Source organism: Bdellovibrio sp. KM01 (genome assembly GCF_013752535.1).
Classification (GTDB): Bacteria; Bdellovibrionota; Bdellovibrionia; order Bdellovibrionales; family Bdellovibrionaceae; genus Bdellovibrio.
On the sequence record NZ_CP058348.1, the window covers coordinates 1157608 to 1182115 of the forward strand.

Annotated in this window: 23 protein-coding genes; 15 read left to right on the forward strand and 8 right to left on the reverse strand. The window is 46.0% G+C overall.

The genetic code is table 11. The annotated features are described in order from the left end of the window. Window positions 1-4: 4 nt before the first annotated feature. Together HW988_RS05730 and HW988_RS05735 are read right to left on the reverse strand one after the other, a co-directional pair. Entirely contained in the window at window positions 5-793 is a 789-nt protein-coding gene (locus tag HW988_RS05730; protein WP_181606606.1) for an SDR family NAD(P)-dependent oxidoreductase, read from the reverse strand. A gap of 7 nt (window positions 794-800) precedes the next feature. Then, window positions 801-1211, reverse strand: coding sequence for a DoxX family membrane protein (locus HW988_RS05735; RefSeq protein ID WP_181606607.1), 411 nt, complete (start codon window positions 1209-1211; stop codon window positions 801-803). Window positions 1212-1318: 107 nt separating this feature from the next. Between HW988_RS05735 and HW988_RS05740 the strand changes: the two genes are divergently transcribed. Continuing rightward, window positions 1319-2215, forward strand: a complete 897-nt coding sequence (locus HW988_RS05740) for a LysR family transcriptional regulator (protein ID WP_181606608.1) — start codon at window positions 1319-1321, stop codon at window positions 2213-2215. A gap of 1 nt (window position 2216) precedes the next feature. On the opposite strand, the gene HW988_RS05745 is transcribed toward HW988_RS05740, so the two are convergent. The 3 genes from HW988_RS05745 to HW988_RS05755 form a co-directional block, all read right to left on the reverse strand. Next, complete coding sequence (locus HW988_RS05745; protein WP_181606609.1) at window positions 2217-3020, reverse strand: hypothetical protein; 804 nt, start codon at window positions 3018-3020, stop codon at window positions 2217-2219. 338 nt (window positions 3021-3358) lie between these two features. Then, window positions 3359-4663 carry a 2-oxoglutarate dehydrogenase complex dihydrolipoyllysine-residue succinyltransferase gene (gene odhB, locus HW988_RS05750; RefSeq protein WP_181606610.1) on the reverse strand — a complete coding sequence of 435 codons (1305 nt, stop codon included), beginning with the start codon at window positions 4661-4663 and terminating at the stop codon, window positions 3359-3361. A 12-nt stretch (window positions 4664-4675) separates the two neighbouring features. Continuing rightward, complete coding sequence (locus tag HW988_RS05755; RefSeq protein ID WP_181607615.1) at window positions 4676-7378, reverse strand: 2-oxoglutarate dehydrogenase E1 component; 2703 nt, start codon at window positions 7376-7378, stop codon at window positions 4676-4678. A gap of 151 nt (window positions 7379-7529) precedes the next feature. On the opposite strand from HW988_RS05755, the gene gpmA reads away from it, so the two are divergent. The 8 genes from gpmA (at window position 7530) to HW988_RS05795 (ending at window position 13816) form a co-directional block, all read left to right on the forward strand. Continuing rightward, window positions 7530-8276, forward strand: coding sequence for a 2,3-diphosphoglycerate-dependent phosphoglycerate mutase (gpmA, locus tag HW988_RS05760; RefSeq protein WP_142699529.1), 747 nt, complete (start codon window positions 7530-7532; stop codon window positions 8274-8276). Window positions 8277-8473: 197 nt separating this feature from the next. Next, on the forward strand, window positions 8474-8908 hold the full coding sequence (locus tag HW988_RS05765; protein ID WP_255490220.1) for an Hsp20/alpha crystallin family protein: 435 nt from the start codon (window positions 8474-8476) through the stop codon (window positions 8906-8908). Window positions 8909-9324: 416 nt separating this feature from the next. Next, window positions 9325-10158: a DUF4382 domain-containing protein gene (locus HW988_RS05770; protein ID WP_181606611.1), complete on the forward strand. Its 834-nt coding sequence runs from the start codon at window positions 9325-9327 to the stop codon at window positions 10156-10158. 68 nt (window positions 10159-10226) lie between these two features. After that, a complete protein-coding gene (locus HW988_RS05775) occupies window positions 10227-11123 on the forward strand; it encodes a DUF6635 family protein (RefSeq protein WP_181606612.1) in 897 nt (298 codons plus the stop codon). A 117-nt stretch (window positions 11124-11240) separates the two neighbouring features. After that, entirely contained in the window at window positions 11241-11774 is a 534-nt protein-coding gene (locus HW988_RS19195) for a sugar O-acetyltransferase (protein ID WP_181607617.1), read from the forward strand. A 69-nt stretch (window positions 11775-11843) separates the two neighbouring features. Continuing rightward, entirely contained in the window at window positions 11844-13082 is a 1239-nt protein-coding gene (hutI, locus tag HW988_RS05785; protein WP_181606613.1) for an imidazolonepropionase, read from the forward strand. 106 nt (window positions 13083-13188) lie between these two features. After that, window positions 13189-13617 carry a hypothetical protein gene (locus tag HW988_RS05790; protein WP_181606614.1) on the forward strand — a complete coding sequence of 143 codons (429 nt, stop codon included), beginning with the start codon at window positions 13189-13191 and terminating at the stop codon, window positions 13615-13617. A gap of 13 nt (window positions 13618-13630) precedes the next feature. Beyond that, window positions 13631-13816 carry a hypothetical protein gene (locus HW988_RS05795; protein ID WP_142699534.1) on the forward strand — a complete coding sequence of 62 codons (186 nt, stop codon included), beginning with the start codon at window positions 13631-13633 and terminating at the stop codon, window positions 13814-13816. 11 nt (window positions 13817-13827) lie between these two features. On the opposite strand, the gene HW988_RS05800 is transcribed toward HW988_RS05795, so the two are convergent. Beyond that, entirely contained in the window at window positions 13828-14598 is a 771-nt protein-coding gene (locus HW988_RS05800) for a lysophospholipid acyltransferase family protein (RefSeq protein ID WP_181606615.1), read from the reverse strand. Between the two features lie 51 nt (window positions 14599-14649). Here HW988_RS05800 and glpK point away from each other — a divergent pair, with 51 nt between their 5' ends. From glpK to HW988_RS05815, 3 genes are read left to right on the forward strand one after another with little or no spacing between them, the layout of a single operon-like run. Continuing rightward, window positions 14650-16134: a glycerol kinase GlpK gene (gene glpK, locus HW988_RS05805; protein WP_255490221.1), complete on the forward strand. Its 1485-nt coding sequence runs from the start codon at window positions 14650-14652 to the stop codon at window positions 16132-16134. 1 nt (window position 16135) lies between these two features. Then, complete coding sequence (locus HW988_RS05810; RefSeq protein WP_142699536.1) at window positions 16136-16822, forward strand: flagellar brake protein; 687 nt, start codon at window positions 16136-16138, stop codon at window positions 16820-16822. Window positions 16823-16870: 48 nt separating this feature from the next. Further along, the gene (locus tag HW988_RS05815; protein ID WP_181606616.1) at window positions 16871-18121 is read left to right on the forward strand and encodes an Nramp family divalent metal transporter; all 1251 of its coding nucleotides are present in this window, start codon (window positions 16871-16873) and stop codon (window positions 18119-18121) included. A gap of 34 nt (window positions 18122-18155) precedes the next feature. On the opposite strand, the gene HW988_RS05820 is transcribed toward HW988_RS05815, so the two are convergent. Further along, complete coding sequence (locus HW988_RS05820; RefSeq protein WP_181606617.1) at window positions 18156-18530, reverse strand: Crp/Fnr family transcriptional regulator; 375 nt, start codon at window positions 18528-18530, stop codon at window positions 18156-18158. 203 nt (window positions 18531-18733) lie between these two features. Next, the gene (gene radA / locus HW988_RS05825) at window positions 18734-20134 is read right to left on the reverse strand and encodes a DNA repair protein RadA (RefSeq protein ID WP_142699540.1); all 1401 of its coding nucleotides are present in this window, start codon (window positions 20132-20134) and stop codon (window positions 18734-18736) included. A gap of 175 nt (window positions 20135-20309) precedes the next feature. Between radA and HW988_RS05830 the strand changes: the two genes are divergently transcribed. From HW988_RS05830 to HW988_RS05840, 3 genes are read left to right on the forward strand one after another with little or no spacing between them, the layout of a single operon-like run. After that, window positions 20310-22709 (forward strand): transglycosylase SLT domain-containing protein, encoded by a 2400-nt coding sequence (locus HW988_RS05830; protein WP_181606618.1) that lies wholly within the window; start codon window positions 20310-20312, stop codon window positions 22707-22709. Next, window positions 22699-23634: an ABC transporter permease gene (locus HW988_RS05835; RefSeq protein ID WP_255490223.1), complete on the forward strand. Its 936-nt coding sequence runs from the start codon at window positions 22699-22701 to the stop codon at window positions 23632-23634. Before HW988_RS05830 ends, HW988_RS05835 begins: the two co-directional genes overlap by 11 nt. Then, a complete protein-coding gene (locus HW988_RS05840; protein ID WP_181606619.1) occupies window positions 23634-24446 on the forward strand; it encodes an ABC transporter permease in 813 nt (270 codons plus the stop codon). Before HW988_RS05835 ends, HW988_RS05840 begins: the two co-directional genes overlap by 1 nt. Window positions 24447-24508 lie beyond the last annotated feature (62 nt).

Here is a 24508-nt window from a genome sequence, read left to right on the forward strand (position 1 = left end):
AAATCTATACCATTGTTTTAAGCAAGCCGCCTTCAACTCTCATAGCAGAGCCCGTGATGGCAGACGCTTCATCCGTCGCCAGGAATGCTACGACATTGCCGATTTCTTCAGGGCGGATAAAGCGCTGAATGATCGAAGTGGGACGAGCTGTTTTAAAGAATCCCTCTTCAACCTGTTGTTCAGAGATATGATCTTTCTCGGCCAATTGTTTTAGGAATGTTCCAACGCCTTCTGATTTTGTTGGTCCTACCAAAACAGAATTCACGGTTACGTTCGTGCGTGCTGCAGTTTCCGCAAGGCCACGGGCTAAAGCTACCTGCGCCGTTTTAGAAACGCCATAATGGATCATTTCCGTCGGAATTTGCAGGGCCGATTCACTGGAAATGAAGATCACGCGACCCGCGTTTTTTTTCATCATGCGGGGGAAATAATAACGGGAGAGTCGGGCGCCCGACATGAAGTTTCCATTCCACATTTTTTCCCAATCCTCATCACTGATATCGGCGAACTCTTTTGGTTCAAAGATACCAAAGTTATTTACCAAAACGTCCACTTCCGGAAAAAGTTCAGTCACTTTGAAAATCCCTGCTGTGGTTGTAAGGTCAGCGGCAACTCCGTGCAGGGAAGCTTTGTTTGCCCCAGATTTGATAAGTTCATTGATCGCGCTATTCACACGTTCTTCGGTGCGACCATTGATGATCACATCGAAACCTTTTTTGGTCAGACTTTGTGCGATGGCGAATCCAATACCAGCGGTGGAACCTGTGACTAATGCCAATTTATTCTTTTTCATAAAGCACCTATTTTTTTCTCACTAGCACGTCAAAGGAGTAGTGATTGTAGTTAAGGAAAAATAAAACAACTGTGTAAAGCAGGATGTAAATCATCTGGATGCCGACGATCTCCCAGTTTTGGATCAGGCAGCTTCCGGCCATCAGCATAATCATCAAAGCCAGTCCTGCAATTGTCGTTGGCATCAAGAAAACACCCAGGATCAAAAGTAAGCCGATGATCGCTTCCAGGGGAGGAATGGAATAGGCAAATGCCTGAACCGACCACGCGGGAAGAGGAGCGTCCTTAAATGTTTCTGTGATCCAAGCGATAAACTTGGAATAGTTCGGTCCAAAGCGCACAATCCCGTGAAGGAAAATGTTAATCCCCAAAGCGATACGCAAAATCGAGACGGCTAAATCCTGGTGGTTGAGTTTCATAAGGGCTCCTGTTTCTTGTGAAAAGTCCTGATGAACTCAGATTAGACCTTTTCTGATGCGATGATAAGCCCTTGTTTTTGAGAAACATTGTTTCTAAAATAGAAACAATGAAAATTCAGAATATTGAAGACATTGTGGCCTTTTTATCAGTTGCTGATGCGCAGGGATTTACCCAAGCCTCGCGCAAGGTGGGCATCCCGGTTTCGATTCTTAGTAAGCGTGTCGCGCGTTTAGAAGACGATCTGGGGGTGAGGCTGTTTCAACGTTCGACTCGCGCCGTGGCTTTGACGGATGAGGGTAAAACGCTGATGCCCCAGGTTCGTCGTCTGCTGGGTGACATCAAAGAGATGGAAGAACAGTTTTCGGATAGTGATGAACTTAAAGGTCCTATTCATTTAACTATGCCTTGGGGGTTATCACAGGGGCCGGTCGCGAAGATTCTGACAGAGTTTCGTAAGCAGCATCCCCAGGTCGAAGTCGATGTACATTTCAGTGATACTTATGAACGCCTGGTGGAGGCAGGATTTGATCTGGCGATTCGCTTTTCGAATTTGGAAGACTCGACCATGATTGCCAGAAGGTTGGGGCCGAACTATTTAAAGATGGTGGCAAGTGCCGCCTATTTGAAAGAGAATGGGATGCCTAAGACGGTCAAAGACCTGAAGGAGCATCCCCTTTTGATGATTGGCATTCATCGCCACAGAAAGTTTATGAAAAGCGGGCTGTCGCTGAATGAAATCGCCAGCTCCTCGTCGATCATTTCTAATAACGGATTATTCTTAACTGAAGTTGCAAAGTCGGGCGGTGGTATCGCCATTCGTTCACATTGGGATGTGGCGGAATCACTTCGTCGTAAGGAATTGGTGGAAGTGGTCGTAAATGATCGCCTGGAATCAGGTCATGATGCTTATATTGTGACACCGTCGAATCGGTATATGTCAAAACGAGTGCGTGCCCTGATGGACACGCTCGTTAAAGAATTTCCTAAATTTTTAAAGGAATAGACTAGTACGATGACATCAATCCTTCATAGCTAGTATAGCTTTGAACTGGTTTGAAATCGAACTCACCCTTTTTAGTCAGATCGCTTGCGATGTAAGCGATGGATCCTGGTGATTGGGGATTTACTTTTGCCAAGTGATAGCCCACGTATTTAGGAGATGTGATCGACATTGTGTAGTTGTCGACGATTTCCCATTTTACATCCACTTCGAAATCCATAATTTCTTTGATCTTGTCGGTATTGATCGCGATCAAACCACCCTTGGAGTTTTTAAATTGGAAAAGCATTTTATCCACACGCAAAGCTTGGCGAATGAAACTGCCACCATTTTGTAGATAAGCGCGGCAGGCTTCTGACATACCACTATAGACCCACATGCCGAAGGCGATTTCATCCAGGTATTCAATGGAAGCACCATCAATGTGCACATCCAATGTTTTTAGCTGAGTGTAGCTAGTTTTAAGCCTGAACAAAGGCGTGCCACTTGCTGCCAAGAAGTTTGCATCCATACCGGCACTGATAGACATCTTTTTAGAGATCTCTGGTAATTGAGCATCCACTGATTGATAAAGCTGCGTATCGGCTCCGTTATAGGCAGTTGGGAAGCATGTTTTAGAAGGCGAAATGATACGCAGTTGATCCGGAGAACCCGCCAGCAAGGCACCCACACCCACTTGAGACAGTGGCTGTTGAAAAGGAATGTAACCTTGATCAGAAATAAAGTTCTCGTAAGTAGTTTTAGGGCTGCATGCCACAAGTCCGCCCATAACCAATCCCATCAATAGAATTCTTGAATCTAAAAACATGTATCCTCCCAGACGAGGGAAGTTATCGGCCGATTGTTTCGCGGCTTTAGTCTAGGGGATTGTGTCGAAAGTTTTTACGGCGGCAAATTTTCACAGGAAAAAACGTGTTGATGTGAAGCAGATCTGTAAACGAAGAAGACAAAATCGCCACTTGGAATCCAAAGTAATCAACGCTTCCAAGCGCTGCTCATAAAAAAACCCGCGATTGTTAACCGCGGGTTTCGAAAATTTCTAACTGTGACATCGAGAGATTCGAAAGAACTTTCGCCAGCCTTCAAAATAGCGAAGAACTTTTCGTCAGAAAGGAAAACCCCGCTCGGAGCGGGGTTTTAAGTGTTTTAGATTTCTAGAAGAAGTCTTTCAGGATCTTCCACAAGCTCTTTGATCTTCACCAGGAAGGAAACAGCTTCTTTGCCGTCAACGATTCTGTGGTCGTAAGTCAAAGCCACGTACATCATAGGACGGATTTCAACCTTACCGTTTACGGCCATCGGGCGGTCTTGGATTTTATGCAGACCCAAGATAGCTGATTGAGGCGCGTTTACGATCGGAGTTGAAAGAAGGGAACCGAACACACCACCGTTTGTGATGGAGAATGTACCGCCACCCAAATCGTTTGGAGAGATCTTGCCATCGCGACCTTTTGCAGCCAGATCACGAACAGCGACTTCAACACCTGCCAAAGACAATGTGTCTGCGTCTTTGATGTTCGGAACCATCAAGCCTTTTTCCGTCGATACCGCGATGCCGATGTTATAGTAGTTGTGGTATTCGATGTCAGTCCCAACGATCCATGCATTCACTGCAGGATAAGCTTTTAATGCTTCCACAGAGGCTTTCACAAAGAATCCGTTGAAACCAAGGTTTAGACCGAATTTCTCTTTGAATTTATCTTTGTACTTCGCACGAAGCTCCATCACTTTCGTCATGTCGATTTCGTTGAAAGTAGTAAGCAAAGCAGCTGTGTTTTGCGCCTCTTTCAATTTTTCAGCAATACGCTTGCGGATTGTCGTCATCGGAACAAGTTTTTTATCGCCTTGTTTCGAAGGACCTGTTGCTACTGGAACAACAGTCGGCGCCGCGGCTTTTGGAGCTGGTGCTGCAGAAGGAGCAGCTGCGGGAGCGGCCGCTTTACTTGCTGTACCTGGAGTCGCTGCCAAAACATCGCCTTTAGTCAAACGACCATCTTTACCAGTGCCTGCAACTTGAGAAGGATCGATTTGGTTTTCAGTCACAATTCTTTGCACCGCTGGTGAAAGATTTGGATTTGAACCACCAGCTGCTGCCGGAGCAGCAGTCATTTGTGCCGGAGAAGCAGAAGTTTGAGCTGCCGGTTGTACTGGTGGAGGAGGTGGAACGGCACCTGCCGCTGCGGGAGCCGGAGCTCCTGCACCTGCTTTAGCATCCGTATCCAGGGTCGCAACTGTCGCACCAATCAAAACTGTGGCGCCAGCTTCGCTGCCTGGAAGGATCGTCAACACGCCGTCATTTTCAGCGACAACTTCAACGCTGGCTTTATCTGTTTCAAGAAGCATCAAAACTTCATTACGCTTAACGAAGTCGCCGGATTTTTTAGTCCAGCTGCCGATCGTCGCCTCGGTGATGGATTCGCCCACTGCGGGAACTTTAATCTCTTGTTTCATGTTGCTTATCCTTTAGCTAAAGATGCTTTTAATAATGTCAGCTTGTTCCGTTTTGTGTCTGTGGATAGAACCCACCGCTGGAGAAGCCTTTTCAGGGCGACCCGCGTATTCAAAACGAAGTTGCAATCCGGCTTTTTGAACCACTTCAATAAATTTGAAGTAAACATGTTGGAATGCGCCCATGTTTTTCGGTTCTTCCTGAGCCCAGATAAGTGTCTTAGCCTTTGGATAGCCTTTCAACACTTCCGCCACTTGGCGAGCCGGGAATGGATAGATCTGCTCAAGACGTACCAGAGCGATGTTATCCTTTTTAGATTTTTCTCTTTCTTCCAAAAGCTCGTAATAGAACTTACCGGAAACAAATACCACTGTATCCACTTTGGATTTATCAGTCGTGTCTCCAAGAACCGGTTGGAAAGAACCATTTGCCAGGTCTTCAATTGGGGAAACAGCTTTTGGATGTCTTAACAATGATTTTGGCGTCATGATCACCAGTGGTTTTCTGAAATCACGAACCATTTGGCGACGAAGAGCATGGAAAATCTGTGCTGGCGTTGTTAGGTTGCATACTTGCATGTTGTACATCGCACAGCTTTGCAAGAAGCGCTCAAGACGGGCAGAGCTATGCTCAGGCCCCTGGCCTTCGTAACCGTGCGGAAGTAACAACGTCAAACCAGACATTTGCTGCCATTTGGATTCTGCAGCTGCGATGTATTGGTCAATCACGATTTGCGCACCATTGACGAAGTCGCCGAACTGAGCTTCCCACATCACCAAAGTGTTAGGATCGTAAGTCGTGTAACCGTATTCGTAACCCATCACGCCGTACTCTGACAGAATAGACTCTGCCACCAAAAATTTTGCTTTCGGATTTGTATCAGCCAAAGGGAAGAAGGCTTTATTTGTTTTTACATCGTACATGCCGGCGTGACGGTGAGTGAAGGTACCGCGAACGCAGTCTTCACCTGTCAGACGAACCGACTTACCTTCAGCAAGAAGGGAGCCGTATGCCAGAAGCTCGCCCATACCCCAGTCCACTGGATCTTTTCCAGAAGCCATGTTTTTACGGCTTTCCAAAAGCTTCAAAAGTTTTGGATGTGGAGTGAAGTCTGCAGGATAAGAAGCGGCTTTTTCACCGATCTGTTTTAGTTTTGCCAAATCGAATGAAGTATTCACGGGCTTGTCTGCATCGGCTTCAACACCTTTGCGCAGACCTGACCAGTTACCCTCAAACTTAAAGTTTTTAAGTTTCGGTGGAGCTTTCTTAGTGTCTTCGAAGATTTTTTGCAGACGATCCATCGCTTGCTGGTAAAGCTCATCAGCCGTTTTTTGATCAACGCTGTTTTCACCCGCCAATTTTTGCGCGTAAATTTCACGTACGGTTGCGTGGGCTTTGATCAGATCGTACATCAAAGGTTGAGTGAATGCAGGTTCGTCACCCTCATTGTGACCGTACTTACGGTAACAGATCAGGTTGATCACAACGTCTTTGCCGAATTGTTGACGGTAGCGGATAGCGATATCCATGCCGCGCACACAAGATTCAACATCGTCACCGTTCACATGAAGTACCGGTGTGAATGTCATTTTTGCTGGATCAGAAGCATAACGGGTGGAGCGTGCATCTTTTGCGCTTGTCGTGAAGCCCACTTGGTTATCGATGATAACGTGGATTGTTCCGCCTGTTGTATGGGACTGAACTGCAGCCAACTGCAAAGTTTCCTGGATAATGCCTTGGCCTGCGAAAGCCGCGTCACCGTGAATCAATACGCAGACAGCAGATTTTCTGTCACCCGCATTCAAGTCTTGGGCTGCACGAGTGATACCCAAAGCAACTGCGTTCACAGTTTCCAAGTGAGAAGGGTTGTAAGCCAAAGTCGCTTTAACGGAAGATCCGTTATTCGCTTTCTTTTCGGTTTTATAACCCAAGTGATATTTTACGTCGCCATCAAAGTCTTCGATTGCTTTTTCAAGTTCCAATGGACCGTTGAAATCGCCGAAGACGTATTCTTCGCCTTTACCGAAGAAGTTCACCAGCATGTTCACGCGTCCGCGGTGAGCCATACCCATGTGAAGTTCTTTGATACCTGCTTGTGAACCACGGTTCACAATTGTATCCATCATCGGAAGGATAGAGTCAGCGCCCTCAACAGAGAAACGCTTTGTTCCCACATAGCGAGTGTGAACGAACTTTTCCAAAGTTTCAGCTTTCGTCAAAGAAGCCAAAACAGTTTTCTTTTCTTCAGGAGTAAGTTTGAAAGAAGATCCTTCGAACTCTTGTTGCAACCATTTGTATTCAGCAGCAGAAGCGTCCGCCGCTTGGAGTGCGATTTTTCCGCAATAAGCTTTTTGCAAGTGAGCGATGATCTCAGACAATGAGGCATTTTGTTTTCCAACGATCGCGCCGATCTGGAATTTCGCATTCAAGTCTTTATCGCTTAAACCGAAGGCTTTAAGATTCAAGGCTTCGTTAGCAGTTGGTTTGTAAAGTGGGTTCAAATCCGCTTCAAGATGTCCTTGAGCGCGGTAAGCTTGTATCAACTGGAAAACTGAAAGCTCCTTGTCAGACATTCCGAATTTGCCAGATTGGGCAAATTCAACGCCTTCAAAAAAACTTCTCCATTCGGGAGCAAGTGTTTCAGGCTTTGCTTTGAAGTCACCATAGAGTGCTTCAATGTATTCAAGATTTGAGCTGTTGATACCATTGTTGTTCACGACGAAATTCCTCACTTTAGGCAGACCTTGTTTTTTCCAAAAACTCGCGCGTTTGTAACGTGTTAATGCATAGCAAAAAGCGAGAGTTTTCATATTCAAGGATGCACGGTCATGTTAGCTCTTATTTTATTGAAAATGAAGGAGTTTAAGCGTGTATAAGTTAGTGCTGATTAGACACGGTGAAAGTGTTTGGAATCAAGAGAACCGCTTCACAGGTTGGCAAGACGTTGATCTTTCCGAAAAAGGTCGTGCCGAAGCTGCAAAAGGAGGCAAATCTCTCAATGACAAAGGCTTCAAATTTGATGTTGCTTACACAAGCGTTCTAAAAAGAGCTATCAAAACCCTCAATTTCGTTTTGGACGAGATCGATCAAGTGTGGCTTCCTGTCCACAAAGACTGGCGCTTGAATGAACGCCACTATGGCGCTCTTCAAGGTCTTAACAAGTCTGAGACTGCGGCCCGTCATGGCGAAGACCAAGTTAAGATCTGGCGTCGTAGCTATGATGTTATGCCACCGGCTATGGAAAACAATGATCCACGTCATCCTTCGCACGATCCGCGTTACAAAAATGTGCCCGCAAGCCTTTTGCCTAGCACGGAATCCCTAAAAGAGACAGTGGCTCGCTTCCTTCCGCTTTGGAACGAAACTATTGCTCCAAAAATCAAATCTGGCCAAAAAGTGCTTATCGTTGCCCATGGAAACAGTTTGCGAGCTTTGATCCAGCATTTGGAAAATATGACGCCGGATGAAATCATGGGCGTGAACATGCCGACGGGTATTCCGTTGGTCTATGAACTTGATAAAGATCTTAAGGTGATTGGCAAAGAGTTTGTCGGTGATCCTGAAGAAGTGAAGGCAGCGATGGAAGCTGTCGCGAATCAAGGTAAAGCGAAGTAGTCCAAATTACATATGTTTTCAAAAGGGAGATTTATAGAATCTCCCTTTTTTTTGACCTCGCCTTGACACTTTTTAAATCAATTCCATAGTTAATTATGAGAAGTGATCCGGAAGCTTCCTCGAACTGTAAGCACTCCAGCTTTGCTGGAGTAAATTCTCTGCACAGCAGAGTTTAAACGTTTATATAGGAGGATTTTATGTCAATGCGTTCATTATCACCATGGTCAGCTCGTCGTCCAGCCAACGATCTATTCAGTCAATTCGAAGAATTTTTCGGCGACTTGGATCGCGGGTACACTCCTGCAGCTCGCGCGACGATGGACTTTTCTCCCTCTGTAGATATCGAGGAAAAAGAAAATGCCTATATCGTAACGACGGATTTGCCGGGCTTCAAAAAAGAAGACATTAAAATTGAAATGGCAGACAACGTTCTGACTATTTCAGGCGAAAGAATCAAAGATGCCGGAGATAAAAAATACTCCGAGCGTTCTTGGGGCAAATTCCAACGTACGTTCAGTCTTCCGATACATGTTGCGGGAGACAAAATCGAAGCGTCTTATAAGGACGGAGTGCTTGAAGTGACTCTGCCAAAAGCAGAAAACGCAAAAAGCCGTTCGATCAAAGTACAATAATCCACCTTCGTCTTGCAGGATACGGCGTGACAGGTCCCCGAGGCCTTGGCACGCCGAAGCTGCAGCGAAGGAATGCTTAGCTAAAGTTTGGGGTTGGTAAGACAGATGCTTGAGCTTCCCTCCAGGGGCCGCCTTGCTTATTATGTCTTTTCTCCCGAACAACCTCGACACACATTCTTTTCTCTCTTCCCTTCGAACCTTGTATTTATAGGCCTCGAAGCTTTCCGAGAATCTGCCTTATCAACCCCCAAATTTTAGCTAAGCATTTCAACCTCTCAGAGGGAAAAATGTTTTTGAAAGTGACTAGGTTTTAGTCACACTCTCGAAATGAATGACTCAAGAAGAGCATTTATGGCGACTCCAAATTGCCTGGGGTACAGTGTTTCCTGTGCTTATGACAATTGCCAGGAGGGCGCATGAATACGTCGTTCAATAAACTTGTGATCGCAACCGGAATGGTTTTTATCGCTTCTTGCAGTCCGCAATCTGCAACGAATTTAAACTCGGAAGTTGCCTCGTCCCTTTCGATCGATTCATCCAGACAAGCTTTGGTAAACTTCAAATTGGTCGATGCTCCAAACAAAGAAATTAAGTCTGTTGTTGTCGATATCGACCATCTTGAGGTCGTGGTTGCGGGGGCCAGCAAGGTCGGTCGTTTGATCTTGGCAAAAGGTATGGGCTCAGTTGATCTTTTAAAATTGCAAAATGGGATCAGCCTCCCATTGCAAGAAATCGTGGCTCCAGATGGTTTGCAAATTCAGCAGATTCGTCTGATTTTAAAGGACTCCGGGCACTATATTATCAAAGGTGATGACTCGATTTGTGAGCTAAAAACTCCGAGCGCGCAAAAAACCGGTGTTAAAATCATCCTGACTAATAAAGTTCAGTTTGAAGCCGGCCATCAATACAATGTGACATTGGATTTTGATGCGATGAAATCTGTGGTCTTGCAAGGCAACGGCGGTTGTTTGTTAAAACCAGTTTTGAAACTGATTTCCGTAACAAAACAACAATTGCCTGAAGTCGTGGATCCACAGCCAACAGTGACGCCGTCTCCTTCTGTGGAACCGTCACCTACAGTTGAGCCATCTCCAACAGTGTCGCCTTCGCCAACTGCAACTCCAGAGCCGCCAGTGGAAATCATCACGACTCCGGATGAAAACGATGGTTCCGGTGACGGTTGGGACTACACGCCGGTAGTTGATGGAGCCGAGCCGATCGTTGATGAAAGTCAGTTGTCGGATTTGTAAGAGTTCTCTCTATTATTTTAAAAATGATGGAGCCAGTTTAAGACTGGCTCCGCTCTTTTGAGGAAGCAATGAAGAACGCAGAAAAAAACATCATCTTGGGTACCATCGATGAAATTCTGGAAGAACATTTCGAGCAGAAAAAGAATGAGGTGGCAGGCTTTGTAAACCGCCATTTCAGTTTAAATGAAGCAGTTAAAATCCAGCGGCAGTCTGTTTTGTTGGATCTGGTTTTTTATCCCTTGAACGCCCTGTGGGCTATTCCATTTTTGACGGCTAAAAAAGGGATTGAAATCGCTGATAAATTGGGCTGGTCTCAAGGAAATTCGCTCATTAAAAAAGTTCCCTCGGGCTTCAAAACACGCTATCAGAAAGTTTCTGAAAGAATATTACTGGATGAATTTCTGGCGTCCTCCCAAGATGAGGTATTTCAGAAAATCCAAAAAGAACTTCAGCTGGATTCGCATTTCTCTGAAGGTGAACTCGCGCAAATAAAAAGAAAAATGTCAGATCTTTATAAAGAAGAGGTCGATAGGTTTTCGTCTGCCCAGGTGTTGGTGACGGATTTAATCACCACTGTACTTACATTGTGCGTAGGTAAAATGTTTTTCAATGACGGAGGTTTGGGAGTGACGGGGATGGGATCAAAAATTGCCCGTAACGTCGCAAACAAAGATGCGGCAGAACATTTCTTTTTTGGTAAGAATTTAGGTGCTGCTTTTTACAGTGCTTTTCCGGTGGCTCCGACGCAAACTCAGGTTGTGGCGGCCACTTTGGGAGTTGGATTGCTACTTACTGTTTGTAGCATTGCGGTCGCGGTTTTTAGTGATCCTTTGCGTAAGGTATTGGGTATTCAAGGATACAAATTGACCACACTCGTTCAGTCGCTTGAGCAAAACCTTTATGTGCTTCTTAAGAACGAAATCAAAAATAAAATGAAGCAAAATAAGGGCTCCATAGCGGCTTAATTTTCCGAAAATCTGCGTTGCCACAGACGGGCTTTATAATTCGTGCGACCTCGCTAAGTGTGCGGTATCACCTATTGTGAGGTGGTTGTGGAGAAAGCAAAAACTGAAAAAGAAAAAATGCTCGCTGGCGAATTGTATATCGCGGATGCGGCTTTGCAAGCTGAGCAGATCTTGGTGCAACAGCGAGTTTTGGAATACAACCAATCAAATCCAGCCGACACAGAAAAACGCACAGCGCTCTTACAAGATATCTTTGACGACGTGGGCGAGAGAGTGACTGTGCGCCCACCGTTTCACGTGGATTACGGCAGTAATACTTCCATCGGGGCGCGCACATTTATCAATTTCAATGCAGTATTTTTGGACTGCAATAAAATCACCATCGGCGAGGACTGTCAGATTGCGCCGGGGGTGCAATTCTATACAGCCACTCATCCCTTGGATTCAAAGACTCGAAAAAGTGGGTTGGAATCAGCGCATCCCATTACTATTGGTAACAACGTGTGGTTGGGTGGCAATGTCATCATTTGTCCCGGTGTCACTATAGGAGATAATACGGTGGTGGGGGCTGGGGCGGTTGTGACCAAAAGCCTTCCGGCGAACGTATTAGCTGTGGGAAATCCTGCAAGAGTCATCAGAGAGATTAGTTAAGGTTTCGACTGCGGCGCATTCCGAAAAGGGAACTGTTACCTTTTAAGGTTTCGTGTTTTACTAAAGTCTATGATTTTAATTCGCGATATTTCGACATTATTGACGATGGCAGGGGCGGCTTCCAAAGATGGCCGTCGTGTGACTGAAGCTGATTTGGGAATCTCTCAAAAACAGGCGATCTTAATAGATAAAGGCGTGATCCAATGGATCGGGCCTTCAGGCAAAGTGCCAAAACAATTTGCGAAATCTAAAATCAAAGAAGTCAGCGCCAAAGGTTTGACCGTGTTGCCGGGCTTTATCGAGTGCCACACGCATTTGATTTATGCTGGTAATCGTGCGGCTGAATTTGAACTGCGCAACAATGGAGTTTCCTATCAAGAAATCGCTGCCAAGGGTGGCGGTATTTTGTCGACCATGAAAAACACTCGTCAATCTTCCGTCGGGGAACTTGCACGCACGGGACAAGAGCGCCTGGATCACTTTGTTTCTCAAGGTGTGACGACAGTGGAAATCAAATCCGGTTATGCGCTTAATCTAAAAGACGAGATGAAGGTTTTGCAGAGTGTACAAAAGCTTGAGGGCGCTCGTACGGTCGCGACTTTCTTAGGAGCCCATGCTCTTCCTCCAGAATTTAAAACTTACGAAAGTTATCTGCAGCATCTGGGCGACGTGGTTTTGCCACAAGTTAAGAAAAAGAAACTCGCTTCGCGTGTGGATGTCTTTATCGAAAAGGGGTTTTTCCCTTTGGCAGAGTCTGAAAAATACCTGCGCCGGGCTCAAGAGCTGGGGTTTGATGTTTTGATTCATGCGGATCAAATGACTTTGTCGGGTGGGGCGGATCTTGCTGTTAAGCTGGGGGCTTTATCGGGTGATCATCTTTTGCAAATCACAGATAAAGAAATCAAGAATCTTGCAAACTCCAATGTCACTTGCGTGATGCTGCCGACGGCGGATCTTTATACCAGAACGAATTATCCCAAAGCCAAAGAATTGATCGAAGCAGGGGCCCGCGTGGCACTTGCGACAGATTTCAATCCCGGCACTTCTCCAACTCAAGAATTGAACTTGGTGGGGTTGCTAGCGCGCCTGGAAATGAAGATGACTCTGCCACAAGTCCTATCCGCTTATACCGTAGGTGCGGCCCACGCTTTAAATTTACATAAAGAGATCGGATCTTTGGAAGTTGGCAAGTCTGCTGATATTTTGTGCATTGATCAGAGCTGGGATTGCCTGTTCTACTCGGTAGGTGAACGTCCGAAGAAGCTGGTTTTCTCTCGAGGAAAGAAGATTTTCGACAGCCTTAAATAATTCAATGCGTCGCAAATTTAAGAATCTTACATAGATTATAAATTTTTGTTTGAACTAGGAGCTCTTTTCTTTCTAGTCTTGTGGTGTATCCGGGGGGAGCAACAAGATGAGATCATCGTACACGACATTAATGCAGTCGAAGTATTTCAATCCTGCGTTTAACAGCGCCATCTTTGATGGGCCCGTTCGAATCTACTTTGCTCAGTTTCATGAAGCTTTGGCTTTGAAAATCTACTTTATGATTCAACAGCAGTTGTCTGCCGAGACTGCAAAAGCCAAAGAAGCCGCAAAAGCTTCCGGCGCTAACATCCTGGTGATGGTTTACCCAACTTCTGACAGTTTCCAACTTTCCTTCGAAAATGCTAAAACCGAGAATCCTCTGGAATGCGAAAAATGGGGTGAAGACGTAGTCATCGGATTACGTGGACCGCTCGAAGATGAGAATTTGGATCTATTAATCGATACTTTGCGTATGACTATGAACAACTGGCAGCCAGCTAGTCTAGTTCGTCCTAGCGCAATCCAAGAACTCTGATATCATAAACGATATGAATAAACGCGGTCAGATCGTGGTGGAGTATGTGCTCCTCCTGGTTATTGCAACAGGCGTGGCAGCTTTGCTCGTCAGTCAACTTGTCAGTCGTAACACTGATAAGCCCGGCGTTTTAACGGCTCAGTGGCAACTGATTCTAAACGCCGTCGGCGCCGACATCCCCGATTCCAATAAAAAATAGGTAACAGTTCCCTACAAGAATGGATTTCCGCGTTTTTGGATTTCTTCTTCGATCGCTGCCTGCATTTTTTCTTGAATGTCCTGGGCGATTTCGTGCACCAATTCGGCGTCTTCAACCGCTTCTGGTTTGTAAGGCAGGTGAATGGGTTCCAGGAAACGAATGCGCCATTTTGCTGGCAACGGGATGATATTCAAAGGAAGTGGAATCACCGAACCTTTTAGGAATTTGGTGAATTTAAGCTTTTTTAGATTGATATGGGTTTCTTCTGCTCCCAAAATCACCACCGGAACAATGGGGCTTTGAGTTTCTAAAGCCATACGCACAAAACCGCGTTTGAATTCCTGCAATTGATAGCGTTTTGAAGTCGGTTTAAAGTTTCCGGCTTCGCCCTCGGGGAAAAGTACGATGGCATTTCCTTTTTTAAGTGAGTTCACGCCGTTTTCATAGGTCGCTTCCGTAAAACCCATTTTGTGAGCGGGGATAGCGGTCGTTTCTGTTAAAAACCAAAAATGGTGAGTTAAAACCCTTGGAACTCGTTTGCCTTCTTGTTGGACGATGTGCCCAAGCAAAAAAGCATCGAATCCCGAGTATCCCGAGTGGTTGGGAGCGATCACACAGGCGCCACGGCGGGGAATATTTTCGGCCCCTAAAATTTCCATACGGAAGTATTTGCGAAGGATCTCAAGCAGAAAACGGGGAAGCACTCGAAAGATCAAGGTGTCCTTGTCGAGGTTCTTCAATCCGAAGATTTTTTCGTTGGGTTTCTGCAAGAAATTCATCATGATAATTCTCAGGCCCCATGTTGCTTCATCGATAGTTTTTGAGGTGAATTTATGTCTTCTAGTTTTATCATGGCGATTGATCAAGGAACAACCAGCTCGAGGGTTTGCATAATCAATCAAGCCGGAGGTCTCGTTTCTGAGGCTCGTGAAACCTTCAAACAAATTTTCCCTCAACCAGGTTGGGTGGAACACGATCCTGAGGACATTTGGTTTACGACACAAAGATCGATGCGTCTGGCGATTGAAAAAGCGAAAATCAATGCTTCAGCGATCAAAGCCATTGGAATCACCAATCAACGTGAAACAGTGATGGTGTGGGATAAGAAAACTGGCAAATCTGTTTACAACGCCATCGTATGGCAATGCCGCCGCACTCAAGCACAGTGTGAAAAATTAAAGAAAAACAAAAAAGAGAAAATGATCACGGCGAAAACCGGTTTGGTGTTGGATCCGTATTTTTCGGCGACGAAAATTCAATGGATTCTTACCAATGTTAAAGGCGCAAAAGAACGTGCTCGCAATGGTGAATTGTTGGCCGGCACTGTGGATACATATTTGCTGTCGCGTTTGACCCAGGGTGAATCCCATAAAACAGATGTTACTAATGCTTCTCGTACGATGCTGATGAACATTCACACAGGCTGGTGGGATGAGGAGCTGACAAAACTTTTTGGCGTGCCAGAAAGTATGCTCCCTGAAATCTGTCCTTCGAATGCTGATTTCGGCACAACCCGCGGTTTGGGTTTTATGCCCGATGGAATTCCTATTTGCGGAATCCTGGGTGATCAGCAGTCAGCTCTTTTTGGTCAGGCTTGTTACGATGTCGGAGAGTCGAAATGTACTTTTGGCACAGGAAGTTTTCTTTTGCTGAACACGGGTAAAAAAGCTGTGAAGTCGAAAAACAGATTGCTCACGACGATTGCCTGGAAACTTAAAGACGGTGACATGACTTATGCACTTGAAGGCGGTGCCTTTGTTTGCGGAGCTGCGGTTCAGTGGCTTCGAGATGGCTTGGGCTTATTCCAACAGTCATCGGAAATTGAAGCGCTGGCAAAAACTGTTGAAACGACGGATGGCGTGGAGTTCGTTCCGGCTTTGACGGGATTGGGAGCTCCTCACTGGCAACCCGAGGCACGTGGCGTGATTTGTGGTTTGACCCGCGGAACGACCAAGGCCCACATTGCGCGTGCGACTTTGGAAGCTATGGCATTGCAAAATGTGGATATCCTGGTCACGATGGAAAAGGACTTGGGTAAAAAAGTGCGCTCTGTGCGAGTTGACGGTGGCGCCGCTGCCAATGATCTGTTGATGCAAATGCAGGCGGACTATACCGGTGTGAATGTGATTCGCCCGAAAAATCTGGAAACGACAGCCTTGGGGGCTGCTTTTATGGCGGGGCTGGGTTGTGGTTTCTGGAAAGACATTAAAGAAATTAAAAAAATCTGGGCAACTGACAAGGAATTTAAAGTTAAAATGTCTACCAAGGAACGTAATGCTCGCAAGGTTCGTTGGGAAAAGGCGTTGAGCAGAGTTTAGAATGCAACTAGGTCAAAATATTTTTAAGAAAGTTCCGGTTTCGGAAAAAAAATTTCTTTTCCGAGAACTGGCTCATGACAAGATTCAAGTCTCCGTCAAGGGTGATGACGATTCGTTTTTTAATCTGATCGCCGTGCAAACGGAAAGAGATGAAGATCTTCTTTGCCATCACACTTCTAATTCTAAAATGTTCACGAAAAACCAATCGGTTGTAGTGAACTTTATGTTTAAAAATGAACGTTATTTCTTCCGCACAGATCTGGTGTTTTCCACGGGCTGGGCGCATTTAAGAATAGACGGGGATTTGTTCCAGCTGCAAAGACGGGCCAATGCTCGCATTGATCTTCCGCAAAAGTACGATGGCGTATTCAATCTCATGCAGCATAATGCCCAAAAGTTTTTCATCGATTGCAAGATCCTGGATATCAGTGCTGGTGGCGTGCGTGTCGCCATGGCGAATGACATTCCTGCATTTAAAGAAGGCGATAATATTCGCGGCACTGTGCGCCTGGGAATTCGTCGTCCCATCGAATTTGAATTGGAAGTGCGTTTTTCTTCCAGTAAAGATGGAATTCAAACCGCCGGAATGCAATTTAAAAACGTAGACACTCGCATGGAAAGTCGCCTGCTAAGTCTGATGGTGGATTTACAGCGCGAGATTTTCATTAAGTATCCGTCACAGAAATAAATCCAAAAAGCTCTACCCAAGATTCGTGACTGCACCGAGAATGGAGTCATGAACGTTGAGCTTCCGAAAAGAAAATTCACTCAGTTTATCGGTCCCGGTGTTTTAGTGGCCGTTGGCTATATGGACCCGGGTAATTGGGCCACCGATCTTGAAGCGGGTTCCCGTTTCGGTTTCAATCTTCTTTGTGTCATTTTGTTTTCCTCTGTCGCAGCGATGTTATTGCAATCGATCTGCGTACGCGTGGGCGTGGTGACTGGAAAAGATCTGGCAGAACTTTGCCGGGATCAATATCGTCCCTGGGTGAAAAATATCCTATGGGTCTTGGCCGAGATCGCCATCATCGCAACAGATATCGCCGAAGTCTTAGGAACAGCCTTAGCCTTTAATATGATTCTGGGAGTTTGGGTTGAAAATGGGATCTTACTGACGGCATTTAACATGGTCTTTATCTTTATATTGCAAGGTAAAGGCATGCGCAGGATTGAAGCAATCGTGCTCGCGTTTGTCTTAATGATCTTGCTGTGTTTTGTGGTGCAGGTTTTCCTAAGCTCGCCGCCGTGGTGGGAGGTTCTAAATGGTTATATTCCTAAACCCAGCTCCTTCAATACGGCGCACGCGTGGTACGTGGCGATCGGTATTATGGGAGCAACGGTGATGCCGCATAATTTGTACCTGCATACGGCGGTGGTGCAAAGTCGGGTGATCAAGGACACTCCCGCGGAACTGAAATATTCGATTCGCATGATTACGTGGGAAGTGATCTTAAGTTTGGCAATCGCGTTCTTTATTAATTCGGCGATCCTGATCGTGTCGGCATCAGTCTTTCACTTAAATCACTATTATGAAATCACAGAGATTCAGGATGCTTACAAATTGCTAAGTCCTTTATTGGGAGCAAGTGCTGCGAGTTTCTTGTTCGCGTTGGCATTGTTTGCGGCGGGACAAAGTTCAACAATTACAGGAGCCATTGCGGGACAGGTGATCCTGGAAGGATTTATGCATTTCCATATGCCAGTCTGGATTCGCCGCGCGATTGCGCGAGTCCTGGCGATCATCCCAGCATGGATTGGTGTGCATTATATGGGCGAGCACGCTGTCGGAAGACTGCTGGTGGGAACACAAGTGATCTTAAGTCTGCAGTTGCCGTTTGCGGTGGTTCCGCTGTTGATGTTTGCTTGTTCTAAAACTCTGATGAAAGACTGGGCTTTGTCTGCAAAGTTTAAAGCGGCGGGGTGGAGTATTTGTGCCATCATCATCGCAGCCAACGTTTATATGTTGATGCGTTTGATTCAGGAATAAAAAAAAAGCCCACTCGAAGTGGGCTTTTTAATTTTTAAACTTGTTGGTCTTTTTGTTCGTCCATTATTTTTTTCAGACGGCCCACAAATGATTTCAGCATGCAGTTGGCCCAGACAGGGAGATCGTTTAAAAGTTCTTGAAATCCGTCTTCAGAAACTCGAACCACCACCACGTCTGTCACGCACTTTGCAGAAGCGGAGCGGGGAGCATTGTCTAACAGAGCGAACTCGCCAAAGGATTCACCATCGGCAATGCGGTTGATTTCCACTTCTTTGCCCGCGCGATCCAGGGTGCAGATTTTAACTGTGCCGGTTTCGATGATGTAGAAATGCTTTTCTACGTCGCCTTGAAAGAAAATAAATTCGCCGGCTTTATATTCCTGTTTGTGTAACTGCTCGAGTGCTGACATCCGTATCGCCTCTGGTTTTTTGATTTTATACAAGAATTGTACACAGAATTGCGGACTGCAAGCAAGAGGGTTGAATTTGTCGAAAATGCGGTCTTATCGTGGACTCATGAAGATGAAATACGTTTTACCCCGGTTATGGTCAGTTTGGCGAAGACAGGATAGGGACGACGTCAGAACCGGGCGCCGTCCGCTGGGTTTTCCGATTAAATCAGACGGCTCAAATCTTTGACGTTTTTGATGTAAGAAATCTTTTTATCACCAGAAATTTTCAAATCCGCCAGGTGGCGTTTGTTTGAGTACGGAATGACAAAATGTTGGAAGCCGAGCTTATCAGCCTCTTTGATACGGCTTTCAACGAATGAAACCCCGCGAACTTCGCCCGTCAAACCGATTTCTCCAAAGAAAACAGTCTTTGCGTCAAGATCACGACGACCTTCCGTTGATAAAATGGCAGCCGCCACTGCTAAATCCGCTGCCGGCTCCACCAATTTCAAACCACCGACGACATTTACGAAGATATCATTGCTGGAAAGGCGCACATCCAAGTGACGATCCAAAACCGCCGTCAATAAATGCAGACGGTTGACATCAATACCCAAAGAAGTACGACGAGGCATCGCCATATTCGTGGAAAGAGTCAGCGCCTGCACTTCACATAAAAGTGGGCGAGTTCCTTCCATTGAAGCGAAGACAGCGGAACCGATCAGTTGATCCCCACGCTCTTCCAGAAAAAGTTCCGAAGGATTTAAAACTTCCTCCAAACCTTTGGAGTTCATTTGGAACACGCCCAATTCATGAGCGGCACCGAAACGATTTTTCAAAGTTCTTAGCAAGCGGAAATCATAAGACGTGTCACCATCAAAGGAAAGCACGCAGTCCACCATATGTTCCAGCACTTTGGGACCAGCAATTGTTCCGTCTTTGGTGACGTGACCGATCAGGATCACGGCAATGCCGTCTTGTTTTGCAAGACCCATCAAATGCCCGGCGCACTCACGCACCTGAGAAACTGAACCCGGAGCTGCCTGCAAATCAGACAAATACATTGTTTGAATCGAGTCGACGACCAAGACATCTGGTTTTTTATGACGAGCCAGTTCCATTACGTTATGAAGGTTGGATTCAGCACCCACTTCAATCAGCGGGGAACGTATCCCTAAGCGATGAGCACGTGATCCTGTTTGGGAGACACTTTCCTCGCCAGAGATATAGAGAATTTTGCGCTTGTCCGAAGCTAAGCCGCCAGCCATTTGTAAAAGCAAAGTTGACTTACCAATACCAGGTGATCCACCTAATAACACGAAGCTTCCACGCGCAAGACCGCCGCCCAGCACGCGATTCAGCTCTTGGAATCCCGTATCAAAGCGATCCAATTTAATCGCTTCGAGGCTTTGGTCTAGAGAAACGGGTTTACCTGCTCCAGGTGCAGTGCTCGTTTTTTCGACACTTCCTGTCGACCATCCTCTGGTTTTAGGCTCCTCCAGCTGCAATTCCTCGACGAAAGAATTCCAGGCGCCGCAGTCCGAGCACTTACCTTCCCAACGAGGTCGCTGGGCTCCACAATTTTGACAGGTATAGACAGTTTTATTTTTCGATTTTGCCATAGATATTCGGTATCATTGTTAAATGATGGTGACAAGGATGATGCCATCATTGCTAGTGCGCTGTCCGATTGATTTATTCAAGGCGGACCGGAGGAAGCCGTACAACTTGTACTGCGACGACGGGCCAACGCAGAAGAAACCAATCGGACAGCGCACTTCTCGAGGGAGTGACGGGATGCGGACCACAATTGCAAAGTCTGTTTTGCTATCTATTTTGCTTTCAGTGCCAATGGCGATGGCTCAGTCTAATAAAGACGAGCTGGATTCTTTTAAGAAAGCTTTAGATCAATTTAAATCTGGGAAATACGAGCAAGCCATCCCTACGTTTCAAACGATTGCTCAAAATAAATCTGAAATGGAAGAGTATGCGCGTTATTACTTGTCGCAATCTTTCCTAAAAACTTCCAAATTGGATGAAGCTTATAAAGAGCTGGAGCAAATCCAAAAACTTTCTCCGAATGTGAAAATGACGATCGACGTGCAAACGTTGATGGGCCAAATCGCGCTTGAAAAAAAGAATTACAAGCAAGCGGCGGATATTTTCACAAAGCTTGAAAAACGCACTCGCAATACCGAATCTTATCCGGAAGTTATTTACAACCTGGCAGCGGCAGAGCAGGGCTTGGGTAAGCGCGCCTTGATGTGTAAGTGGTTGGTAAAACTTTATGAAAAACATCCGGGCTATTCTAAAGTGGCGCATTGGGAAGTGGATCTGGCTTCGTCAAAATTCGAAGGCAAAGAGACGGCTTGTGCCACCAGCACCGAAGACTTCCGTACTCGCGTAAGATACTTGCTTTTCGCAGGTCTTGATTCCCGCGCGCAGACGGAAATCAATGTGATGAAAACCAACCTTGCTAAAGTCGACAAGTATCTTGCAGATAAATTGCAAGTTCAGTTCTATATGCAAGAAGGCGAGCTGGGGAAAGCGGTTGATCTTTTAAAACCCTATTATGAAGAGAAAAAACGCGACTTCGATTACCTGATCCTGTTTGCTTCCGCATCGGCTCGTGCCGGTGAGGTGCAATTGGCGGTGGGTTCTTATTATTCCGCTTACAAGTTATCTCCGCGCTCGAAAACGGGTCGTCAGGCGTTGTATCAATCAGCCTTCCTAAGCTATCAGTTTCAGGACTATGATGGGGCGGCGCGCAGATTCCAAGAGTTCATGAAGCTTTATCCAACATCGGGTCTTTCTAAAGATGCGAAATGGCACTTGGCCTGGTTGAAATATCTTAAAGGTGATTATACGGGCGCTTATAAAGCTTTCGCAGAAATGCAGAGCGAGAAACGCCGTAACAATCGCGCGTGGAAGACTTTCCCGAATGACCGTGTGAATTATTGGATGGCGATGAGTTTGTTCCGCCAAGGAAAAATGGTTGAAGCCCGTAACAAGATGACGACGTTGTCTAAAGATCCTCTTTTGGGTTACTACGCTATCGCCGCTCAGGCTCGTTTGAAAAAGATGGAAGTGATTCCCTTGCAAAAATTGGCGACGACGAATCTGCCAACAACTCCACGCATGATCGCGCGCTTTTCAGCGAGTGAGTTCCTGATGCCAAATGTGGATGATGTCAGCTTCCGCGGTGATGATTCTGAATCGGAAGAGAACTTGATGATCACTCAATACTCTGCTGATGACGAAAAAGAAAGCGACGAAGAAGCCGACGTGGAAGCAAACCCAGACAATAAGTCTGTGGAGGTCGCACAAGGTGAAGATGGTGCTCCAGCCGAAGGTGACGAAGCTGCTGAAGGTGGCGATAAGGCTGTGGCCTTTTCTTCTCCGATTTTGATGAAGCGCTTTGAACGTGCTCGTGATTTGATGATCATCGGTGAAAACGAGTGGGCACGTTGGGACCTTTATGATATCGAAAAGAAAACGCGCAACCGCGATTACCTGAAAACTTTGATGTCTGAGTACTCCACTGCGGGTCACTTTAATCGTTCTTCTTATATTGCGCAGGTGACGTTCGGTACCACGCGTGCTTCTCAAGGTGTTGAGGGCGGCCGTGCGATGTGGGAACTGGCTTATCCGCGCGCGTATTCTGATTCTGTTGATAAATACACAAAGCAGTTCACAGTTCCGACAGAACTTGTTTGGGGCATCATGAGAGCGGAGAGTTCTTACCGTCGCGATGCGATTTCCCCAGTGGGTGCTTTAGGCTTGATGCAAGTGATGCCGTTCACAGGTTATAAAGTAGCAACTTTGGTGGGCGATAAAGATTTTAAACCGCCGCAATTGCTTGAACCAGATGTTGCGGTAAAAATCGGTTCTCGTTACTTGAAGCGTCTGATGGACCGCTTTGATAACACGATTCCATTGGTTGCTGCTGGTTACAATGCGGGACCTCACCGTGTGAAAAACTGGTTGGTGTCTTTCGGTACTTTGGAAACGGATGAGTTCATTGAACACATTCCATTCCTTGAGACTCGTAACTATGTAAAACGTGTTGTGTCCAACGCTTATGTTTACGCAAAATTGTACGGCAACAAAAAGGATCTTTTCCCATACCTATCAGAAGCGGTGCCGGTGAAGGTTAACGCAGAGTTGGTCGGCAAAGAAAATTGGGATGACATTTAGTTTCTGGGTGCGTTTTTTACTTAATAAGGCGATCGAGATTATTGCGTCACTGGCGGTGCTAGTGGCGCTTAGTTTTTTGTTGCTGAAGGCGTTGCCTGGTGGACCTTTTGATAATGAGGCGGCTCTTCATCCGACGGTTCGTGCGGCCTTAACCGAGCAGTGGGGGCTTCAGGGTTCCACTGTGTCTCAGATTGCCAAATATTTTGGTTCGTTGGTTCGAGGTGATTTGGGTGTGTCGATGGCTCATCCGGATCTGCGAATTTCCACAATGATCGCAAATGGCTTTAGTAATACTTTAAGCTTAAATCTGATTTCACTGGTGTTGGTGCTCGTGGGTGCCTTCGCTTTGTCTCTGCTGTCTCAGCGGTACAATGGCGGCTTGTTTGAAAAGAGCGTCGATCAGTTGATGATCACGTTTATTTCTTTACCCAGTCTTTTCTGGGGGCCTTTACTGATTTATCTGTTTGGATTTTATTTTAATCTTCTGCCGACGGCGTTCTTAACTTCTCCGGTGAATTATATTTTGCCAGTTTTGACTTTAAGTCTGCGGCCGATGGCTTCATTAGTTCGCTTGCTTAAGACGTCCTTGAAAGAAAACTACCGCCTGGATTACGTGCGCACGGCCAAAGCCAAAGGCGTGGAAGAGGGCGATGTCCTGCTTCATCACGTGCTTCGTAATTCCATGATTCCGTTTTTAAGCTATTTGGGGCCGTTGCTTGTGGGCTTGCTATCTGGTTCCTTCCTGGTAGAAATGCTTTTTGCTATTCCAGGTTTGGGTGGGCAGTTCATCATGGCTTTAGGCGATCGCGATTACACCTTGATCGTGGGTCTGACTTTGTTTTATGGAACTTTACTAATCATTGTAAATTCCCTGATTGATATTCTGATGCGCGCCGTGGATCCAAGAATTCAGGAGGAGATGTGATGAAACGTCCTTCGGTGATTCTGGCCATTTCTTTTTTAAGTATTTTGATTTTAGCGGTCTTGATCAGTCCTTTTGTATTCACTCAAGGCTTTGAACAAAACGTAGATCAGATTTTGCTCGCACCTTCTTGGGCGCACTGGTTTGGTACGGACTCGTTGGGGCGTGATTTATTTGCCCGGGTTTTATTGGGAGCTCGCGTATCGTTAACAGTGGGAATTGTCTGTGCCATTTTGACTTTCCTGATTGGCTTTACTTACGGTTCCATCGCCGGATGGTTTGAGGGAGTCCTTGATCGTATGATGATGCGCTTTTGTGACATTATCATGGCGATTCCAAATTTCATCCTGGTCGCCGTGTTGTGCTTAAGCGTGCAAGTGATTCTGCCTATTGCGGACCCGCAGTGGGCTGCCTTGGTGGGATTGTGTGTGGGGATTTCATTCACTCACTGGATCAACATGGCTCGTGTGACTCGCGGGATGGTTATTGAAACTAAACGCAAACCGTTTGTTGAAGCCGCGATCGCCGTCGGTGGTAATCGCCCGCATATTTTGCTTCGTCATATCCTGCCTAATATCGCAAGTACGCTTTTGGTATTGGTGGCGATGCAAATTCCCACAAACATCTTGTATGAAAGCTTTATGAGCTTTATCGGGATCGGTGTTCATCCTCCCTATACAAGTTGGGGGATTTTGGTAAGCGAAGGGTGGAAGACTCTATCAAGCTTTCCACATTTGATTTTATTCCCAAGCTTGGTTTTGTTCCTGACCGTGTGGAGTTTCCACATCCTGATCGATAACCGCAAGCAATCCTGATCCTTATCAACAAAGGTTCGATAAACTATTTGTAACCATTCTTTGAATGACCAAAGGCTTGA

Excerpts from the sequence above, each read along its gene's own strand:
- HW988_RS05730 (WP_181606606.1), bottom strand. The coding sequence starts at position 793 with ATGAAAAAGAATAAATTGGCATTAGTCACAGGTTCCACCGCTGGTATT.
- HW988_RS05735 (WP_181606607.1), bottom strand. The coding sequence starts at position 1,211 with ATGAAACTCAACCACCAGGATTTAGCCGTCTCGATTTTGCGTATCGCT.
- HW988_RS05740 (WP_181606608.1), top strand. The coding sequence starts at position 1,319 with ATGAAAATTCAGAATATTGAAGACATTGTGGCCTTTTTATCAGTTGCT.
- HW988_RS05745 (WP_181606609.1), bottom strand. The coding sequence starts at position 3,020 with ATGTTTTTAGATTCAAGAATTCTATTGATGGGATTGGTTATGGGCGGA.
- odhB (WP_181606610.1), bottom strand. The coding sequence starts at position 4,663 with ATGAAACAAGAGATTAAAGTTCCCGCAGTGGGCGAATCCATCACCGAG.
- HW988_RS05765 (WP_255490220.1), top strand. The coding sequence starts at position 8,474 with ATGTCAATGCGTTCATTATCACCATGGTCAGCTCGTCGTCCAGCCAAC.
- HW988_RS05770 (WP_181606611.1), top strand. The coding sequence starts at position 9,325 with ATGAATACGTCGTTCAATAAACTTGTGATCGCAACCGGAATGGTTTTT.
- HW988_RS05775 (WP_181606612.1), top strand. The coding sequence starts at position 10,227 with ATGAAGAACGCAGAAAAAAACATCATCTTGGGTACCATCGATGAAATT.
- HW988_RS19195 (WP_181607617.1), top strand. The coding sequence starts at position 11,241 with ATGCTCGCTGGCGAATTGTATATCGCGGATGCGGCTTTGCAAGCTGAG.
- hutI (WP_181606613.1), top strand. The coding sequence starts at position 11,844 with ATGATTTTAATTCGCGATATTTCGACATTATTGACGATGGCAGGGGCG.
- HW988_RS05790 (WP_181606614.1), top strand. The coding sequence starts at position 13,189 with ATGAGATCATCGTACACGACATTAATGCAGTCGAAGTATTTCAATCCT.
- HW988_RS05795 (WP_142699534.1), top strand. The coding sequence starts at position 13,631 with ATGAATAAACGCGGTCAGATCGTGGTGGAGTATGTGCTCCTCCTGGTT.
- HW988_RS05800 (WP_181606615.1), bottom strand. The coding sequence starts at position 14,598 with ATGATGAATTTCTTGCAGAAACCCAACGAAAAAATCTTCGGATTGAAG.
- glpK (WP_255490221.1), top strand. The coding sequence starts at position 14,650 with ATGTCTTCTAGTTTTATCATGGCGATTGATCAAGGAACAACCAGCTCG.
- HW988_RS05810 (WP_142699536.1), top strand. The coding sequence starts at position 16,136 with ATGCAACTAGGTCAAAATATTTTTAAGAAAGTTCCGGTTTCGGAAAAA.
- HW988_RS05815 (WP_181606616.1), top strand. The coding sequence starts at position 16,871 with ATGAACGTTGAGCTTCCGAAAAGAAAATTCACTCAGTTTATCGGTCCC.
- HW988_RS05820 (WP_181606617.1), bottom strand. The coding sequence starts at position 18,530 with ATGTCAGCACTCGAGCAGTTACACAAACAGGAATATAAAGCCGGCGAA.
- radA (WP_142699540.1), bottom strand. The coding sequence starts at position 20,134 with ATGGCAAAATCGAAAAATAAAACTGTCTATACCTGTCAAAATTGTGGA.
- HW988_RS05830 (WP_181606618.1), top strand. The coding sequence starts at position 20,310 with ATGCGGACCACAATTGCAAAGTCTGTTTTGCTATCTATTTTGCTTTCA.
- HW988_RS05835 (WP_255490223.1), top strand. The coding sequence starts at position 22,699 with ATGACATTTAGTTTCTGGGTGCGTTTTTTACTTAATAAGGCGATCGAG.
- HW988_RS05840 (WP_181606619.1), top strand. The coding sequence starts at position 23,634 with ATGAAACGTCCTTCGGTGATTCTGGCCATTTCTTTTTTAAGTATTTTG.